Raw genomic sequence first — 19,150 nt, 5'->3', positions numbered from 1 at the left:
ATTGTCTTCGTAAACTTTTCTTAGCCTTTAGTAACCCTATGTATCAGGATAGTTTTCGCTTCAAAAAATCATCATAAATCCAAGGACGAAGTGAGATGGAAGAATACGGTTAGTTTCTGCAAGTAGATCAGCATTTCAGAATTGCTGAAAAAAAAGAGAGTCCTGACCTAACCATGCCGAGAGCATCTGTGGGTATTAGGAATAATATTTTCACAAAGTGCGAAATATAAGGTCAAATAATAAAATTCTTCATTTTTCAGATATAATCTGATTACAGGAGCCCCTTTCTCCATCAGTCGGCAGGCCAAACTCACGGGCATAAAACTCAGGTACCGTTTCCCTCTATGTGTCAGGACGCCCGCGAACCAGCAGTCATGCAACACATGCTGACGCCCTGTATCAGAAAAGCATCCATTTCCTGCATTGCCAACCCTTTACCCCGGTGACCGGTCAGGTTGACCTGAGTGATACCATTTACATTTTGTATTGGCGGATTCAAAGGCAGAGGCGGGAAAAGGGAGAAAGGAGAAAGGAGGCAGGAGGCAGGAAAAAGCAAAAAATTTCCGTAGAGACGAGCAAGCCACGAATATTTTTGACGAAGAAATAGTAAACGATTACAATACAGAGTCAGGTTTACATGTCCATTCCATGAACAAGAGCGTATTCAAATGGTTAAAATAAAAGATATTGCCGATGCAGCGGGGGTCTCAACAGCAACAGTTTCGCGGGTCCTGTCCAACAAGCCCCACGTGCGCCCTGAAGTAAAAAAGCGGGTCATGCAGATCGTGCAAAAGATGAATTATCGGAGAAATAGAGTTGCTCAAAATCTTCGTTCAAACACATCAAAGATTATTGCTCTGATTGTTTCCGATATAGAAAACCCGTTTTTTCAGCGTGTCAGCAGAGCCGTCGATGATGCAGCATTTGAGTATGGATACAGCGTCATACTGTGTAACACAGATGAAAATCCCGGTAAGGAAGAGGCGTCCCTGAATCTTCTTCGGGACGAGAATCTCGCCGGTGTCATCTTATCTCCGACACAACAGGCTCTCGACAATTTTAGAGAAGATTTTGATTTTCAGATGCCAATGGTGATAATTGACCGGTATGTGAATAATCTGAACATTGATAATGTCATCATTGATAACGTTCAGGCAGCCCGCACGCTGACAGCCCATTTAATTGAACATGGCTGTCAGCGAATAGGTGGAATTTTTGGTATGGGCAGTACAACCGGCCGTGAAAGACATGAAGGTTTTATGCAGGCATTAAAAGATCATAACATTACGCCTGCAACAGATCTGATAAAGTTCACCAGTCCCAAAGCAGAAGACGGATATAACATGGTCATGAAGCTGCTGCAAAACCCGGATCCTCCCCGGGGAATATTAACAAGCAACAGTCTGTTAGCCGCAGGAGCTCTTCTGGCAATTCGTGAAAGTAAACTGGCAATTCCAGATGATATTGCCATGGTAAGCTTCGATAACCCCACCTGGGCAAAGCTGATTGACCCGGCCCTTACAGTAATTGAACAGCCAACCTATGAAATAGGCCGGACTGCCGCTGAACTTCTTATCAAGAGAATTCAGGATCCGACACGTTCAAACCGCCAGGTTGTTCTCAAAACAAAGCTGATTGTTCGGCAGTCCTGTTAATTGAATGAGATCATCCATATTAAGTTATGCCCCGTTTAAGGAGGCCCAATCCCGATTGTATATGCTCTTAATAATTCTGGGAATTGCTACCGGTTTATTCCATGCGTTACAAGTCATTCCACCGTTATCGTTACGTTTATTGTCACCGTGTAGACAAGGCATGCCTTGTCTCTACATCATTGCTGGAATCACTGTTGTGCCGATTTTTCACTAATGATGTGTAAGGTTACCGTTATCACCGCGTGGTGACAATGTGGCGTGTATGTTTGGGGTATCGGTGTTTCGTATTCGGTTACAGTTCCACCGTTATGGTTACGTTTACCGTCATCGTGTAGACAAGGCATGCCTTGTCTCTACATCATTGCTGGAATCACTGTTGTGGCTATTTTTCACCAATGATGTGTAAGGTTACTGTTATCACCATTGCGATCAATTTTACATCCTTTTTATCCCTTCGTGATCACCCAACAAAATGTCCACGCAGCCGCATTCTCTGGTCAATAATCAAGAAACTTTCGATTAATTAAAACACCCAGAACAACGCCAGCAAGGCTGCCAAAAAAACTGATCCAGTATGCTGTCATTATCCCCCAGGAAGATCCCGCTTCCCACCCCAGCCAGCTGCAAAAGCTTATACTTATAAAGAGACAAATTTTTTTCATATATCACCATGGAAATACTCTTTGAAGAGTGCTGAATTGCGATAAAAGATCCTTTCTTTTTTACCGTTTCATTTTGAGCGAACTGCTTTTACCAAAAAAACCTGATTTTACGACATCGTGTAAAGGTGTTGATGCAGGAATTAATTATTTAAGAAGCCCGCAGTCTGAGCTCTGCTGTCTGCTGTCCTCTCCCTTTTCCGGAGACGGAATATAAACAGAAAAAACCGAACATCGGCAGTTCTGAATGACGGAATTAGCCAGAGAGCCGGCGAAAAAACGTCTGACGCCAACTTTTTTTGCCGCTTTAATTATGATCAGGTCATAATGAGCCGATGTTTTGAGGATCTTTTCTAATCGTGAATCGGCGGCAATAACTATCTGCTCATTATCACGATCAAAAAGGTTCCTCTGTCTCCAGAGCTGCAACTCTCTCTCGGCATCGAGCAATTCCTGTCGGGTACTATCAGCGTACAGAAGATGCATAAAATTGAAGTATGGTTCACCTGTCGTTGCCATGGTTTGTAATACCGGCAGCATCTCATTGAGATCTTCCAGGGCAATAAAGGGAACCAGAATACGATCAAAAGAAAGCGTGTCTGCAAACCGGATTGCTACCACCGGACAGGACACGTTATCGGTGATTGTTGTGAACACCTTTTTTATGGCAAGAGGCTTTGAACTGACATGATACCCAAGGACCAGGAGTCTGGTCTGATTTTTATTCACCGCTTCGAGCAGTCCCTGTTCCGGGCTGCTGAAAACGAGCTCTTTCTGCAGGGGATATCCCAGAGTTTCTGTTTCGTTTTGCTCAATGGAAAACAGCTGTTCAATTTCTTTTTTGCTCAGGCTGTTTTCCCGCTCCTGTGCAAGGACCCGGACCGATTTTGGCATGGCCTGGTAATGGTGGGCAAAAAGAGTTGATATCCTCGCCAGGCCTCGAACTGAGCTGCAATTTTTAGCGCCAAACAGTATTACTCCGCAGGAGTTCTCTCCCGGATGGAGAGGCGCACCTTTCCAGGGGTCAGGAAGCCAGCAATCCTGTGAACGTCCAGAGAAATTTTTCAGCAGGGATTTTCCGAGCGACTGGTGATGTTTTTTGGTGAATCTCGTTTCTCCGGCCTGCTCAAGAGAAAAGCGTACCAGGGACGGGCCGATAAGCTCTGACACCATTACCCCGGCAAAAACCACTGGCGTAATGATTTCACTCCAGCCACCGAGCCGCGAATCACTGGCAACGATAAACACCAGGCCGATGGCAGCCCCTGCCTGGGGAAGGAGAGCGAGTCCCATATAATTTCGCACTGCACCTGATGCTCCAGACAACGTCCCGCCCAGAAAAGAGCCAAAATATTTTCCAGCAACACGGGCAATAAAATAGGCGAGACCAACCCACCCGGCCAGCCAGAGAGCCTCCAGATTGAGATGGACACCGGCCAGTGTAAAGAAAAGGACATAAACAGGAGGCTCGAAATTGTTCATTACTCTGAACAGACGGACGTCCCTTTTGGCACGATTGATAATGACAAAACCTGCCATCATCCCGGCAAGAAGCGGCGAGAGATGCAGTTCCCTGGTTACTTCTCCACAGAGCAGCAAAAGGCCAAGGCCAGCTGTCAGCATTTCTCCTTTTCGCTGGAGTTTGTCCATGACCAGATCAAGTAAAAATCCGGTAGCAACGCCTGTTATAACAGAAAAAAATATCTCGGAGACTGCCCCCATAATTCCCATAACAGGGGTAACAGCGCTGTTGCCGATCAGTTGGTGACCGATGGAAACAGTAATACCAAACAACATGATACATATACCGTCATCAATAGCAATGACCGCCATCAGCGTTGAGGTAAACGGTCCCCTGGCCTTCAACTCACGCACAACAAGCAGAAGGGCCGCCGGTGCAGTTGCGACAGCTATGGCACCGAGCAGCATTGCCAGAATGAAATTATCACGGGGGCTGGTTGCGGGAGAGACCTGTTGAGCAACAAGCCAGGTTGCAACCAGAACAAACAGGTATGTGGCGAAAGCCTGAACAAAACTGATATACGTCACATCTTTGGCGATTTTTTGCAGTCGGCGCAACTCTATATGTTCGCCAATACCGAAAGCAAGCATCATCAGAGCTATCTGGGTAAAGTGATCTAATTGATGGCCGACACTCTCGGGAGTGAGAATCCCCAGCCCCGACGGACCAAGAACAAGACCTGCCAGAATATACCCCGTCACTGAAGGAAGACGAAAGAGCTGCACAATTTTCGCAAAAAGCAGCCCGGTTGAAAGCAAAACAGCTATGCCAAAGGTTATATTGAGCATGGGTTATTTTACCTGAAAGTACAAATCCGCCATGGGATGAAGAAGAGTGTTTACAGCATACCCTTCTCTTTAGGTCTGGTGCAAAAAAAATATCCATTTGAGCTTAGATGTATTGGGGAAGAGATAAAAAGGGAGGCAGGAGACGGGATCTTCGCGGTAAAAAATGCCTTACCGTCTTTCGCTTTTTCCCGTCTCCTGTCTCCCGTCTCCCGTCTCCCTTTTTCCATCCCTGTTGTCATCAGCAAATGCTGTTCCAATAGTATTTTTATACACATCAAGACCGACAAGTATGGTATCATTTTTCGTAATTTGCCCTCTTGATTATGGCTCTGTACCGCATTCTTTTTTATTTTCAAAAAACTAAACCTTCCACAAGGGATTCAAGCAAATTAATATGACCCCAATCACCATCATCGGCGGCGGCCTTGCCGGTTGCGAAGCAGCCTTCCAGATTCTCAAACGCGGCGGCAGTGTCCGCCTGATTGACATGAAACCAGGGCGAAAGAGCCCGGCCCATGAAAGTGACGGCCTGGCCGAACTGGTCTGCTCCAACTCACTGCGCTCCGACGATCCAACCTCCGCCGTCGGCCTGCTGAAACGGGAAATGGCCGCACTGGACTCGCTCTTTATTGAGGCCGCACGGGCGACTGCGGTACCCGCCGGTCGTGCTCTGGCAGTGAACCGCGATGACTTTTCGCAGTACATTACCGAGCGCATCAAAAATCATCCTCAGGTGGAGGTAATTGAGCAGGAGGTTCTGGAGATACCACCGGAAACCGACGCACCCGTCATCCTCGCGACCGGTCCGCTTACTTCAGAACCACTGGCCGAATCCCTCGCCGCCTTCACCGGCCGCGACCGCCTCGCCTTCTACGATGCCATTGCCCCCATTGTCTATAAAGATTCACTGAATTTTGATATCGTCTACAGCAAATCCCGCTGGGAAGACGGCCCCGGCGACTATCTCAACTGTCCAATGAACGAAGAGGAATATCTACGTTTCATCACCGAGCTGGCCAGTGCCGAATATATGCCGCTGAAGGATTTTGAGAAGGCAAAGTATTTTGAAGGCTGCCTGCCGGTGGAGATAATTCGCAGCAGGGGCGATGACACCCTGCGCTTCGGGCCGATGAAACCGGTGGGTCTGGAGAAACCTGATGGCAGCAGTGCCTATGCCGTGGTGCAGCTGCGCAAGGAGACCAAAGCGGGGACCACGTACAATATGGTCGGCTTTCAGACCAAGCTCACCTATCCAGAGCAGAAGCGTGTCTTCCGGCTGATTCCCGGGATGGAAAACGTCGAATTCGCCCGCCTCGGCTCCATCCACCGTAACACCTTCATTGTTGCCCCGGAACTCCTCCGCCCCACCCTGCAGTTTCAACAGCGCGCCGACCTGCTTCTTGCCGGACAGCTCTCCGGCGTTGAGGGCTATGTGGAGTCGGCGGCAATGGGCCTGCTGGCGGGAATTAATGCCGCGCGGCTGGCAGCAGGTATTGCGCCAACGGTGCCACCGCAGCACACCGCCTTCGGTGCCCTCATTCACCATCTCACCGAGAGTGAAGCAAAACACTTCCAGCCCTCCAATGTAAACTTCGGTCTCTTTCCCGACTGGAAGAAAAAAATCCGCAAGAAATTTCGTGGTGAGGAACGGGCAAAACTCTCAGCTGCAGCAATGGAAACGTGGCTGGCAGAGATGTAATACTATTTCCAGCGTATTGGCGGATTCAAAGACAGGGGGACGGGAAACAGGAGAAAGGAGACGGGAGACAGGGAAAAGCAAAAGACGGTAAGGCATTTTTACCGCGAAGAACGCGAAGCAAGACAACGACTGGATAGCCAACGAAACACACGAAACACACTAAAATTTATAAAAAATGCCCTTTTTCGCATGATTAGACCAATTGGTATAAGCTTCTGAAGGGAAGCCACACGCTGATATCAAAGTTATACCGATGATGAACAGTAAGCCGGTATAAGTACCTTCACGAAATTCTTTTCCACAAAGAAAAACGCCCCGAATCTTGTCGATTCGGGGCGTTTTTCTTTGTCTGAAGCATGAAAAAAAATGTTCTGCATTTCTTCCGTTGCGTTTATGGTAGAGAATTATCTTTCTGTTCCTTCAGGAGGAGAATGGACAGAATACGACACCTTTCCTCTCAACTTTATCTGTAATGTAAAAAACACCATGAAAAAGTACCTCAGTATTCCCCTTTTCCTTGCCCTTACGGGCTGTTCCGCTCACATTGAAATGGTCGACCACGTGAGCCGCATTGGCCAGCCGAAGGTCATCTATGTCAACACACAGCAAACGGAGAAAGCAGACGGCACAAGCTGGCAGAGAGCATATCCTGCCCTCAACGAAGCCCTTGCCGTGGCGATGAACGGCGATGAAATCCATATTGCCAGGGGGATCTATCTTCCCTCCGCAATTGGCGATCGCAATGCCTCCTTCCACCTTAAAAAAGGGGTAAAACTCTACGGGGGATTTGCCGGAACCGAGGAAACTCCTGCCGAGCGTGATGTCAAAAACAATCCCACCATTCTCAGCGGGAATATCGGCGATCCGGATTCCACTGCTGATGACTCTTTCTTCGTTGTCACCGGCGCGGGAGAAAATCAGCTCGACGGCATTGAAGTCCGCGATCTCAAAGACTGGCGCGATGCTGCCTGGGACCGGAAGAGCCACGGATCTGCACTGCACAACCTCTACAGTACAGATGAGAACCGGCGCGAAGAAATGCTGAAAGAGTACAGCAGGAGAACTGTCTCTCCGTCAAAAAAGAGTGCAAAGAGAGATGTGGTCTTTGTTGATGCCGCAGCCACTCCGGATGGAGACGGAACCAGCTGGAAGAAGGCCTTTGCACAACTGCAGAAAGGCATTGATACAGCTTCCCGCAACGGTGCCGAAGTATGGGTGGCGAAAGGACTCTACCTGCCCGCAAGTGACAACCGCACCGCCACCTTTCTTGTTCCCGACGGGGTAAAAATATACGGCAGCATGCAGGCCGGAGTAAAAAGTCGGAAAGAGGCCAACGCCGTCACCACGCCCACTATCCTCAGCGGCAACATCGGCAGCCCCTTTCTGCGGGAGGACAACTGCTACCATGTGGTCACTGCTGGCAACCGGGTCACGCTTGACGGAGTGAGAATTACCCTCGGCCAGGCCGACGGAGACTTCTTTAACAATCGGGGTGGCGGACTTGTCACCTTCCACGACCGCACCATCAAAAATTTTTCCATCACGCTCAACAAAGTGATTTTCGACGACAATTACGCCGATCTCGGCGGGGCATGGTATACTGAAAATATCTCCAGTGCAACGGTGCACACCACCTATTTCAAAAACAACAGAGCCCTCTACGGTGGTGCTGTTGCCAGCCGAAACGGGGTGAATTTTAAAATGTATAACGTCCACTTCTTCAATAACCGGGCGCAGTATGAAGGGGGTGCCCTTTTCGCCGACGGCGGGACAAAGGCAGAGCTGCACAAAACCCTTTTTACCAATAATACAGCGGGAAAAAACGGCGGAGCCATAGAGCTTGCCAGCGAATCCGGGAAAAACCAGGAGACAAAAATGCAGGTGATTGACACCCTTTTCAGCGGCAATCGTGCCGAACTCTTCGGCGGTGCAGTAGAAGGAAACGGTGCCTCAAAACTGATTGTGAGCCTGTCTCATTTTCACGATAACTTCGCCAAAAAAGGGGGCGACATCGCCACTCGCGGACAGGCCAGACTGACTCTGGACAACTGCGTATTTATTGATGAGGAAGGCCAGCAACTGTTCAAGGCCCCGCAGAAGAAGTAAAGGCAGGGAGACGGGAAACAGGAGACGGGAGAAAGGGAAAAGCAAAAGACGGAAAGACAGTTTTTACCGCGAAGAACGCGAAGGAACACGAAGGAAGGCAAAAGACGACAAAGACAAAGACAAAGACTGGATAGCCAGCAAAACACGCGAAATTTTTTATGGGTACCTTATATATAAAAAGTCTTTTCACTGTTCCGTCTTTCACAAGGATACCCTGAAACCGTCTCATCCCACAACGGATGTCATCGAGTTGTATTGTCCTGCTTTTTCCTGTCTCCCGTCTCCTTTCTCCTGCCTCCCTTTTTGTCTTTTAGCCCTTCGTAATCGCCAGAAAAGATATCCACGCAGTCATGCTCTCTGGTCAGTAAAAAATGTAATTGGGATAACTACGCGGCGTCGTCCGATGGCACAGGTTCTTCCCGGAACCCCCAGAAGGGGTAATCCAGTTTATACTGCGCCACCTGGCCGGGGGCGTGTTCCCGGCTGGCCACCAGCCAGAGAGTGTTGTACCGCCCGCCGCCATTGTTGGAGGGCATCAGCACCATGGCGTTGTCAGCGCTGTATTCAATATCGCCAGAACCTTTAAAGACACCCATGTGTGGCACACCGTCATAGCTTCCGTTCTCCTGTCGGGAGAGCTCGGAGATAACGATAAAGGAAACACCAAGTCCATCCCGCATAGCTTCAAACTCCCGCAGCCAGCCATCTATTCCCGCCCTCTTCTCACCAAACTCCTTGAAGGGCAGCTTGTGCAGACTGTCAATCGCCACCACCACATAGTCACTGCGGGTTTCATGGCGTAGAAATTCGATATGCTTTTTCATCAGCTCCGGGGTGATGCCGCGGTCGCTGACCACCCGCAGATAGTGGAGCATGTCCTGCAGTGTTTTCTTCGCTTCCGCGAGGCGTATCGCCTCCTCTTCTGTCAGACTGGTGCCGCTGAGCTGTGCCACCTCCAGCCGTGCCAGTCGGCTTACCGTACGCTGATAGATACGCTGGCGTCCATTCTCAAAATCGTAGTAGAGTACCGGCACCCTGCGCCGGGTCAGCTCGGTGGCAATCTGAATCAGCCACGTCGATTTTCCTGCTTTCGGGGCCCCGCCGACCACATTGATACCCCGCACTCCCTCCAACCTCTCGTCGAGAAGAGGAAAACCACTGACTACGTTTTTATACGCCTCCATCTCCTGACTGAGAATATTGCTGTTGAATAATGAAAACTCGCGTTCGGCGGAGGTAAACGGTGAGAAGGGGCGTGCCGCACTGATAAGCGAAGAAATCTTCTTCGCCGTTCCCTTTTCTTCGGCCAGTCGCCAGAAGTCGAAATCGCGGGGGGTGCCCTGTGGCCAGCCGACAACACGCGCCCGGCAGCCAATACGGGCAGCGAGGCCGCGTGCCGTCTCCATGGAATCCGGGGTGTTGCGCACGCAGATAAAGAGGTTGTCCAACCAGGCAAAAGAGGAAACATCCAGCCTTTCCAGCACCGCACGCACAGGCACAGCCACAGCAGGGAAGCCGAGCTGCTTGAGAACAATGGCGTTTTCCTCCCCTTCACAGAGAAAGAGCGAACCGTTTTCACAGCGGGAGATATCCTGGGAGTTGAAAATATTGAAGGGTTCGGTGCTGAACTGTTCATCACCCTGCCAGAAAAAATCGGAGGGCTTTTCAGGGTGAACACAGCGAGCCGAGTAACAGTTGCCGTTTTCCTGGATATAAGGAAAAACAAGGTAGCGGCCGTTGAAACCAATCTTCAGCTCGGCAAGGATTTCACGCCGGATACCGCGCCGGGTGTAGCGTTCAAGAGAATCGCCGCTGAAGCGACCGGCGAAGGTTCGCACCTCTTCATCAATACCGATGAGAGGATATTCGGGTTGCACCCTGCCCTCCCGTTCGGGAACATAGCCGGGAACAATGTCAAGCGGAATACCGGCAAGGCGGGCAAACCAGAGGGGATAACCACCGGGCACGCAGCGATTTTGGCAGTGGAAGTAGCCGTAGAGGAAACTGCTGCGGTTGAGCACCACCTGCAGACGCCCCGGCTCAAACCCCCGACTGGCGCAGAAAGGGCAGGGAACGGTGAGAGTGTCACCATACTTCCCACCAAGCTGTGAAAGGTAGAATTGCGCAATCGGATCGGAAGCAGACCCGCTCACAGCTCAGTTCTCTTGCCGAAGGTCTCCAGCAGTATATCAACCTCCTTCTCATCAAGCAGCTCTTTGAAACTGGCATGAATGGTGGGATTCCCCGCCCGACGGTTAAACCGCACAGCCACGATAGCACCCTTCATGTTTTTTGTCTCACCGGTTTTCAGCGTAAAACTGAAATCCACATTCTGACCAGGCAGCGGTTGGAGATTTTTCTGTTCAAGGGTGGCCGCACAACAGGAGACACCTCCCCGTGAAATATCGATACCAGGCAGCAGGTAATCAAGCCCCAGAGGCCACCCCTCGGAATCGAGGAATGAAACCTTCACAGTGCCATTTATCAGGAAACGCTCGTGGAGACGACGGTTATGGTCGGGGTGGGCAATAGACTGTTCGTTCTCCAGACCGTCACAGAACTGCTTCAGCCTGCGATCCAGCCCGGGAAAGGTATTGCGCCAGGAGAGAACGCTGTCGTAGGGCAGAATGGAGATGTCTGCCGATTCCATGGCCTCGACGGAAAACGTCCAGACAGAGACATCAGAAAAGATCTCCAGGCCAAAGACTTTACCTGGCCCGAGAATCTTCACCACTTTGTTGTGGTCTTCATGCATAGAGAAAAAGCGCACCCGGCCGGAGTTGATAAAGAAAAGGGCACTGATCTTGTCCCCCTGAGAGACGACGGTTTCGCCCAGCTCGTATCTACGATGGCTGAAGCTGCCGAAAATTTCGTCAACCTCCTCTGATGAAAGCCCTTCGTAGAGATCACCCCAGACATCGAGATGGCAGGTGAATACCGAGCGCCCATGCTCCTCTTTGATCATATCATCAGCCTTCATGATGGAGGCAACGGCAGTGTTATCAATATGCACCATCCACTGCCTCAAGCGTTTGGCCTGAGTAAAGTTGCCACTGTGCAGTACCTGACCCAGAAGTTCAAGAATCAGGCGCAGGGCTTCCTCTTTCCGGCCTCCGTCCCGCAGTACATTGTGTATGGTCTGCTCAAGGGGCAGGCCGGTGATCATCAGCTGCGGCGGCTTCTCCAGTTTGGCCGAACGCCCGATACGGGCGGCCTGTCTCATGGCGTTTTTGGCAATTTTCCGGGCAATGTTGCCCTGCTCTTTGATTGTCTTTACGTCTTGCTGAAGCTGAAGCACACCCTTTTTGACCTTCGCCCACACGGTGGCGGAAAATCTCTTCCATGCCCTGTGATAGCGCCTCTCAAGCAATTTATTGAGAATGTCGAGTGCTTCCTGACAATTACATCGACTCAAGGTTTCCACAACAGCAAGAAGAATATCCTCACGACATTTCTCTTTGATAGAATCGAAATCTTCGAGCATCTCGTTCATCTTCAGTGCCACCTCGCGATTTCCCCTTTCCCCGAGGGCCTTGATCAGCATGAGCTGCACCGTTTCCGTACTGTGATCTATCGCCTTGATGAAAAGCGAGCGACGATGGCGGCCACCAAGAGTGTTGAGGGTAAGAAAGGCCTCCCGCTGCACCCGCAGATCAGGGTGACGGAAGCACGCCATAACGTCGTCGACATTGGCTTCAGAACCGACCTGAGCAAGCAGCTTAAGCAGATTGCGTTTGGCAAACCACGGCATATGTCCCGGTATCCGTTCTTGAATATATAGAGAAAGACCGGCACCAAAACGGACGCCGAGTTTGATAAGGCGGTCGCGATATCCCCCGTCCTCCATCTGCATGATGGTATCGACAAGATAACGGAGGGCTGTCGACCCCTGCATAATCAGGCGGTTCCCCTCCTTCTCCCCGTCAACGGAGTTGAGATAGAGATCCAACAGTCTGTCGAACTGTCGGCGAGTCAGCAGCTCATTTTGAATATTGTCAACAATCTCCTGAAGGGCAGCACTGTGTTGTAACCCGCCAGCACGGACGCTGCAGAGGATCGCGAACAGAGCATCACCGGCTGCAGCACGCCCACTGTCCTCCCAGTGTGAATACACTATGCGGTAAAGCAGGCGTATAACACCGGTAAACAGGCCGGGTTCGGTAATCTCCGCAAGCAGAGGTCCAGAGAGCTCTTCGCCGGTGCGAACCAGCAGTTTTTCGTCACGACTCTCATCTTCCTCTTTTTCTTCAGTACTCAGCAGCAATTCCCCGAGAGCAACGAGGGACTGCACCTGCGGTGTCCTGTGCTTCTGCGCTTTGCCGGAGTCCGCGTCGATGGTCCTGCACAGCTCTTCCAGCAAAGCCATGGCAGTCCCGGTCCGGCCGCCTCTGCCCAGCTTGCCGATGGCAAGCGGCAGATACTGCAGCATCTCTTCACTGGCCAGAACATCTTTTTCTCCGGAGAGGATACGCTTCACACCAGCCTCAATACGCTTCTTGCGGCGAGTTTTCTCGCCAATCGAGAGCAGACGCTGCGCCTTCTCCGAGGCGAAGACGCTCCTGCCGATATCAGTAGCAAGCAGAGTTTTCAATGACTGTTCAAGATGCAGCCCGTGACCGGGAAGAATGCTCTCCAGTTTTGCTGCACTTTTGCGATAGAATCGTATCACTTCACCGATGCGCTTTCTGTCCATCTTTTGCAGGGTGGCGCTGTAGATCTCACCACCAATTGTGCTGGAAAAATCCTGGGCGAGAATGGCAGCAATGGCCTGTTCGTTGAGCTTTCTTGAGCAATATTCGCTGTATTTAGCAATAATGGAGGCCCGGTTCTTTCCTGCAAGACAAGCATCGAGGCGTTTCATTAAAGCAGAAAACTCCGGTGTGGCGGTAATGTTTTTCGCCTTGCGAATCGTCTGCAGCACCTGCGCAGTGGAAGCATGGAGCAGGTCAATCACAAAACCGACACTGGCAAGGCGTTTGTTAAGATCTTTCTCCAGCAGCTGTCGCTTGTCCCGGCCCAGTGCACACTCTATGAGATCGGGTCGAATGATTGAAACAACCTTATCTTCGCCGGAGCGAATCCTGCAGTTGGCAGCGGCATCGGCATCGGCAGGGGGAAAAAAACGAATCAGATTAAGGGTAAGAATGAATTTCTCGCCCCCGCCGCTGTTTTCGATCAGCGAACTGGAGGCTGACATAACGTTAAGAATCTGCTCGAAAGAGAAAGAGTCGAGACTGGAATCCATTACCAGCCGGGGTTTGCCAAGCAAACCAAGTTGCCGAAAGATAACGAGGTTGGAAAAGGTGGAGAGCATCTCTTCGGTGAGAAGCAGACAGCTCAGACAGGGCTTGCCGTCAAGGAGAGAAAACTCCAGCTGACCGTCTTCACTGATAATATCCATCAATCCTTTAAAGGCCCGCTCCCCCGCCGCGCTGACCTGCGGTGTCCCGGGGGGATAGAGGAGCTTCGTGGTAAGAGCATTGTTCAATAATTTCAAGGCTTTGATACATCTGCCCTTTGCGTCTGCCTGTCTCATCCCTGTCTCCGTTAATCCTAAAAGAAGCGCAGAACCCCCATTCTGGGATTTTTACTAATAAAAATAGGTTTTATCTCTAATAATATTATCTATAACCGAATACGGCTTGTGTTTCCAGTAGAGATATGAGCAAAATGCCTGTTTTTTTAAAAAACTGTACCCTCTCTGTCAACAGAAAGAGACAAGCATCGGGGAACATTGAATAATAGTCCATCTTCCTGGTTACAGCAAAAAATTATCCTCGGAGGGAAGCGCCAGACTCCGATATCAAAGTTATGCCTCCCGTCTCCCGTCCCCCCCACCGGCGCTCACCGCCCCGAGACGAACCAGCGCCGCCATCAGTTCCGCCAGCGGCATCCCCACTACATTGGAATAGGATCCCGTAATTTCCTGCACCAGGGCGACTCCGCGATATTGAATCCCGTAAGCTCCGGCTTTATCGAGGGGCTCACCGGTAGCGACATAGGCCCGGGCGACACTCTCGGGAAAATTTGTGAACGTGACAGCGGTGCGACAAAAATCATTCTCAGATATACCGCGCTCAAGGTTAAGAATCGACCATGCCGAAAGCACCTCATGCCGCCGTCCAGAGAGACGCATCAGCATCTCCACGGCATGCTCTTCATTCTCTGGTTTGCCGAGTACATCATCATCGAGACAAACGACAGTATCTCCGCTCACCACCCAGCTTTCCGGATGCTCCGACGCTACGGCTCCACCCTTCTCCCGGGCCAGTCGGCAAACATAGAATTCCGGGGCTTCCCCCGGACAGCGTGATTCATCGATATCAGCACTCTCCACTGTATAATCCAGCCCCATCCAGCGCATGAAATCCTGCCGCCGCGGGGAGCCGGAAGCCAGAATAAATGGCCCGTTGTTGTAATACATTCCTGCCATGAAAATCTCCTGTTGAATTTCTGCTGTGCAGATTTTACACTTGCACTCTTTTTGAACAACCAGCAATCCGTGAAAAAATATTGCCCTGAAAAACTGGAGTCTCAATGCCCCCTTTTGAAACAGCCTGTATTCTTTTTTGTTTCTTCGCCGCCTCCTTCATCAAGGGGATGACCGGAATGGGTTTTGCCATTTCCAGTCTCGCCCTGATGGCCTTTTTTTTTGATCCAAAGGCTGCCATCCCGCTGATCCTGCTGCCTGCCTTCTGTGCCAACCTGATGGTAGTCCTGACCACCGGGCATTTCCGTTCCACACTCAAACGCTTCCGACTTTATTATATCGCCACCATCCCCGGTCTAATATCTGGCGTATGGCTGCTCACCAGGGTAAGTGGCAGCACCAGCCGCACGGCTCTCGGTATTATCCTGCTGTTCTACGCCCTCTCCGCTCTTCTCCACTTCGACCGTTACCCCTGCAGGAAAAGCAGAGGCTGCGCTGCTGTTACCGGTCTGCTCACCGGAACAATCAACGGTCTTACCGGCTGTCAGGTCATGCCACTGCTCCCCTGGCTGCTCTCCCTTAAATTAAAAAAAGATGAGCTGGTTCAGGCACTCAACATCTCTTTTACCATTGGCATAATCACGATGTTCATTCTGCTCCGGCGCAGCGGGCTGCTCGGCACACAGCAGCTCCTTCTCTCCCTGGTCGGGGTCGCTGTTTCCGTGATCGGGGTGGCTGCGGGAACGAAAGTCCGCGCCCATCTCAACGAAAAGCTCTTCCGAAAACTGATTCTTCTTTTTCTCCTCTTCCTCAGTATAATGATTCTTTTTTTCCACCACTGAGATACACTTCGCCCATCTTTTTCGTTACAGTCAAAAACATATTCCTGATATTTCATGCGTGGGAAGAAAGAAGTAATATATTCTCTGCTATGAAATTACTCACCTTCCTTACATCACACCCCGGCAAAACTATTGTTACCGGCCTTTGGCTGGTGCTGTTCTGCAGTCTGCTCCAGCGGGACTTTTTTATCGGGGAAGCTCCCGTTGCGAAAGTGCAGCAGACCATCGCCCGGGCCGAGGCCAGTGAATACCACTCCCTCTATTTCAACAAGAAAAAACTGGGCTGGATTGAGAGTATCTACCGTGACGAAAACGGCCTGCAGGGACTGCACCAGACTGCCCACTTCCGTCTGAAAAGCGGTAAGGAGGTACACGAAGCCGGTCTTGACCTCGACGCCACCTTCACCGGCAACAACCTGCTGCAGGAATTCTTCCTCAAACTCACACCCTTTCCCCTGACGGTACACGGCAGGGTGACAGGACAGGATCTCAACTATACACTCACCACAGCCGGCACTGCCCGGCAGAGCTCCCTTCATTTCCACTCCCCGCCACGCCTCACCCTCTCCCGCCGCGAATGGCTGCTCACCGGGACACTGCGGCAGGGTGACAAGCGACGTCTCCCTGGCTTTGACCTGCTCACCCTCTCCGGACACGATGAGGTGGTAGAGTATCACGGCAGGGAGACTGTCGAAATCGGTGGTCGAATGCTGCGCCTGCACCGCTTCAGCCACGTCACGGGCGGAAAAAATCTCAGCTTCTGGATTGATGACCACGGCACCACCTTTAAAGAAGAACTGCCCGCCGGGTTCACTCTTCTTCGGGAGACAAAATTCAAGGCTCACGAAATGCCGGCGACTGCGGTGGAAATTCCTCCAACCCTCTCGCTGCTCGCCAGCGGGCTGCTTTCTCGAATCCAGGATAAAACGCCATGACGCCTCTGCTCAAGCTCAACCGACTCAGCAAGAAGTTCAGCGACTTCACCGCCGTAAATTCTGTCAGCCTGGAGGTTTACCCCGGTGAAATCTTCGGTTTTCTTGGGCCCAATGGTGCAGGTAAAACCACGACCATCAAGATGATCGCCGGTCTGCTGCTGCCAACCTCCGGCGAAGTGGAGATCTGCGGCCGTAACCTGCACAACAGTCCCGCGTGGTGCAAGTCGCGCACCGGTTACATTCCGGACCGCCCCTTCATTTATGAAAAACTTACCGGCCGCGAATATCTGGAATTTATCGCCAGCCTCTATGCGGGAGGTGATATCGCCGAATACCGCCGCGAAGCGGAGCACCGGCTGGAACTTTTTGACCTCACCCGCTGGCTTGACCACCTCATTGAAGGTTACTCCCACGGCATGCGTCAGAAACTGATCATGGCCTCCATCTTCATGCTGCAGACCCCGCTGATGGTTGTCGATGAGCCGATGGTCGGCCTTGATCCCAAGTCCGCGAGAATCGTCAAAGAGATGTTCAAGGCACGCAGCAGGCGCAATGAGGGCGGCTCCATCTTCCTCTCCACCCACAGCATGGAAATCGCTGAAGAGCTCTGTGACCGCATCGCCATTATCGTCGAAGGTAACATTGCCGCCGTCGGCACCGTGGAGGAGCTGCGCCAGTCGGCGCGTAACGGTGCGGTCAATCTGGAAGATATCTTCTTCCAGCTTACCGGTGCCCGGGAACTGCAGGCGATCATCGACGCCCTGCGCAAAGAGGGAGATGCCTGATGGGGATTACCCTGCCGAGACTGCTGCGTATCCACGGCCTGATCAATCGCAACCGTTTCCTGCGCGGCCGCCGTACCCGCCTGCGCACCGCCCTTCTCGCCGTCCTCGGGATGACGATCTGCGTGGTGATCTACCTCGTCACCATAAAGACCCTCGGCTACTTTCTCGCCCAGGATGAACTCGGCATCCTCCTCTCCATGAAACTCTTTCAGATGAGCTGGATTCTCCTGTTCGCCATGCTCGTATTCTCTTCCATGGTAAGTGCCGTCTCTACCCTCTATCTCTCTGAAGACAACGAGATTCTTCTCGCCGCGCCTGTACCGCCAAAGGAGATCTTTCACATGCGGCTGACAAGCATCACCATATCCACGGCGTGGATGGTGGTCATCTTCTCCCTGCCGGTCTTCGTCGCCTGTGGCATACTCTTTCACGCCCCGTGGTTCTACTGGCTGCTGATGCCTGCCTCAGTGCTGCTGGTAAGCAGTACCGCAACCTCCACTGCCGTGCTGCTGTCGATCTGCCTCGTGGCACTCTTTCCGGCACGGCGAACGAAGGATATCGCCCTCTATCTCAGCCTCTGCTTTGGCCTTTTTCTCTATCTCATCTTCCGCATGATCCGTCCCGAGGATCTGGTCAATCCGGAGCAATTCGCTCAATTTATTGAATATTTCGACGCCATCTCCCGGCCAGGCGGGCCGTGGATTCCGGCGGGCTGGGCAGCAGATATGCTCATTGGCGTACTGCGCCGAAACAGCGTCGACTGGATACTCGTCGGACTGCTCGCCACGACTCCGCTGCTGCTCATCTGGCTCGGGGAGTGGGCGATGGACAAACTGTTTGTCATCGGTTTCTCCCGTTCCCAGGAGAGCTTTGGTGGCAGCCGGGCCTTCCGCCGTTTTCGCCTGCTGCCCTCCTTCTTCAACAATGACGCGTGGCACGGAGGAATCCTGCGGAACCTTTTCCGCAAGGAGCTGCATCAGTTCACCCGCGATTCTGCAGAGTGGTCACAGTTTTTTATGATCGCCGCCCTTGTTGTGGTCTATCTCTACAACTTCAAGGCATTGCCGCTGGACCGTTCGCCGTTCCCCTCAATTTACGTCGCCAACCTTATCTGTTTTGCCAACATCGGCCTTACCGGTTTCATCGCCGCTGCCCTCGCCGCCCGTTTTGCCTACCCCTCCATCGGCGCAGAGAAAGGAGCCTTTTACCTCATTGCCAGTTCACCGCTGGGGATGGGACGCTTCCTCTGGTATAAATATCTCTTCTATGCCCTGCCCTTCTCGGCGCTGACGGCGATCCTGCTTATCGCCTCCAATCACCTGCTGCAGATCAGCGGCTCCCTGTGGTGGATCTCCCTGCTTACCTCAGAGCTGATCGCGCTGACAGAAGTGGCGCTGGCCATCGGTTTCGGCGCAATCTTCGCCGACTTCAAATCAGAGAACCGTGCCGCCTCCATGGGGCCGGGGGCAATCCTCTTTCTCTTTACGGGGGTTTTATATGAACTGATAGTACTCGGGCTGGGAATCCGCGCGACCTGGCTGATCGTGCGCAGTGAGATGCGTGGGCTGGATCTGATGACCAGCGGCGTACCGGAGGTCGTGATATGGCTTGCTGGCAGCACGCTGGTTTCACTCGCTGCGGGACTTTTTCTCTGCAGACGCGGAATGAAAGCATTACGGGGATGGTAAAAAGGAAGGAGACGCAGTCCGATCACGGCAGGCGGGTATCC

Annotated in this window: 13 protein-coding genes; 9 read left to right on the top strand and 4 right to left on the bottom strand. The window is 51.8% G+C overall.

Going from position 1 to position 19,150, the window contains the following annotated elements; genetic code table 11:
- Positions 1–668 precede the first annotated feature (668 nt).
- From JWG39_RS02745 to JWG39_RS02740, 3 genes are all read left to right on the top strand, one after another.
- Positions 669–1,655, top strand: coding sequence for a LacI family DNA-binding transcriptional regulator (locus tag JWG39_RS02745; protein WP_205217821.1), 987 nt, complete (start codon positions 669–671; stop codon positions 1,653–1,655).
- Between the two features lie 101 nt (positions 1,656–1,756).
- Positions 1,757–1,879, top strand: coding sequence for a hypothetical protein (locus JWG39_RS16675; protein ID WP_275888942.1), 123 nt, complete (start codon positions 1,757–1,759; stop codon positions 1,877–1,879).
- 29 nt (positions 1,880–1,908) lie between these two features.
- Complete coding sequence (locus tag JWG39_RS02740) at positions 1,909–2,061, top strand: hypothetical protein (RefSeq protein ID WP_205217820.1); 153 nt, start codon at positions 1,909–1,911, stop codon at positions 2,059–2,061.
- A 400-nt stretch (positions 2,062–2,461) separates the two neighbouring features.
- On the opposite strand, the gene JWG39_RS02735 is transcribed toward JWG39_RS02740, so the two are convergent.
- The gene (locus JWG39_RS02735; RefSeq protein WP_205217819.1) at positions 2,462–4,624 is read right to left on the bottom strand and encodes a cation:proton antiporter; all 2,163 of its coding nucleotides are present in this window, start codon (positions 4,622–4,624) and stop codon (positions 2,462–2,464) included.
- Positions 4,625–5,018: 394 nt separating this feature from the next.
- On the opposite strand from JWG39_RS02735, the gene trmFO reads away from it, so the two are divergent.
- Positions 5,019–6,323: a methylenetetrahydrofolate--tRNA-(uracil(54)-C(5))-methyltransferase (FADH(2)-oxidizing) TrmFO gene (gene trmFO, locus JWG39_RS02730; RefSeq protein WP_205217818.1), complete on the top strand. Its 1,305-nt coding sequence runs from the start codon at positions 5,019–5,021 to the stop codon at positions 6,321–6,323.
- Between the two features lie 486 nt (positions 6,324–6,809).
- Positions 6,810–8,429, top strand: a complete 1,620-nt coding sequence (locus tag JWG39_RS02725) for a hypothetical protein (RefSeq protein ID WP_205217817.1) — start codon at positions 6,810–6,812, stop codon at positions 8,427–8,429.
- Positions 8,430–8,815: 386 nt separating this feature from the next.
- Here JWG39_RS02725 and JWG39_RS16900 read toward each other — a convergent pair whose 3' ends face one another.
- From JWG39_RS16900 to JWG39_RS02710, 3 genes are all read right to left on the bottom strand, one after another.
- A complete protein-coding gene (locus tag JWG39_RS16900; RefSeq protein ID WP_205217816.1) occupies positions 8,816–10,582 on the bottom strand; it encodes a DnaB-like helicase C-terminal domain-containing protein in 1,767 nt (588 codons plus the stop codon).
- Complete coding sequence (locus tag JWG39_RS02715; protein ID WP_205217815.1) at positions 10,579–13,965, bottom strand: cyclic nucleotide-binding domain-containing protein; 3,387 nt, start codon at positions 13,963–13,965, stop codon at positions 10,579–10,581. Before JWG39_RS02715 ends, JWG39_RS16900 begins: the two co-directional genes overlap by 4 nt.
- A 273-nt stretch (positions 13,966–14,238) precedes the next feature.
- Positions 14,239–14,853: a Maf family protein gene (locus JWG39_RS02710; protein ID WP_205217834.1), complete on the bottom strand. Its 615-nt coding sequence runs from the start codon at positions 14,851–14,853 to the stop codon at positions 14,239–14,241.
- Between the two features lie 113 nt (positions 14,854–14,966).
- On the opposite strand from JWG39_RS02710, the gene JWG39_RS02705 reads away from it, so the two are divergent.
- The 4 genes from JWG39_RS02705 (at position 14,967) to JWG39_RS02690 (ending at position 19,109) form a co-directional block, all read left to right on the top strand.
- Positions 14,967–15,701: a sulfite exporter TauE/SafE family protein gene (locus JWG39_RS02705; RefSeq protein WP_205217814.1), complete on the top strand. Its 735-nt coding sequence runs from the start codon at positions 14,967–14,969 to the stop codon at positions 15,699–15,701.
- 89 nt (positions 15,702–15,790) lie between these two features.
- Positions 15,791–16,636, top strand: coding sequence for a hypothetical protein (locus tag JWG39_RS02700; protein WP_205217813.1), 846 nt, complete (start codon positions 15,791–15,793; stop codon positions 16,634–16,636).
- Positions 16,633–17,421: an ABC transporter ATP-binding protein gene (locus JWG39_RS02695; RefSeq protein ID WP_205217812.1), complete on the top strand. Its 789-nt coding sequence runs from the start codon at positions 16,633–16,635 to the stop codon at positions 17,419–17,421. The genes JWG39_RS02700 and JWG39_RS02695 overlap by 4 nt, the downstream gene beginning before the upstream one ends.
- Positions 17,421–19,109: a putative ABC transporter permease subunit gene (locus tag JWG39_RS02690; protein ID WP_205217811.1), complete on the top strand. Its 1,689-nt coding sequence runs from the start codon at positions 17,421–17,423 to the stop codon at positions 19,107–19,109. Before JWG39_RS02695 ends, JWG39_RS02690 begins: the two co-directional genes overlap by 1 nt.
- The last annotated feature ends 41 nt before the right edge of the window (positions 19,110–19,150 follow it).

This window comes from Desulforhopalus vacuolatus, assembly GCF_016918505.1.
Taxonomy (GTDB): Bacteria; Desulfobacterota; Desulfobulbia; order Desulfobulbales; family Desulfocapsaceae; genus Desulforhopalus; species Desulforhopalus vacuolatus.
This window is presented reverse-complemented; position numbering and strand designations above follow the sequence as displayed.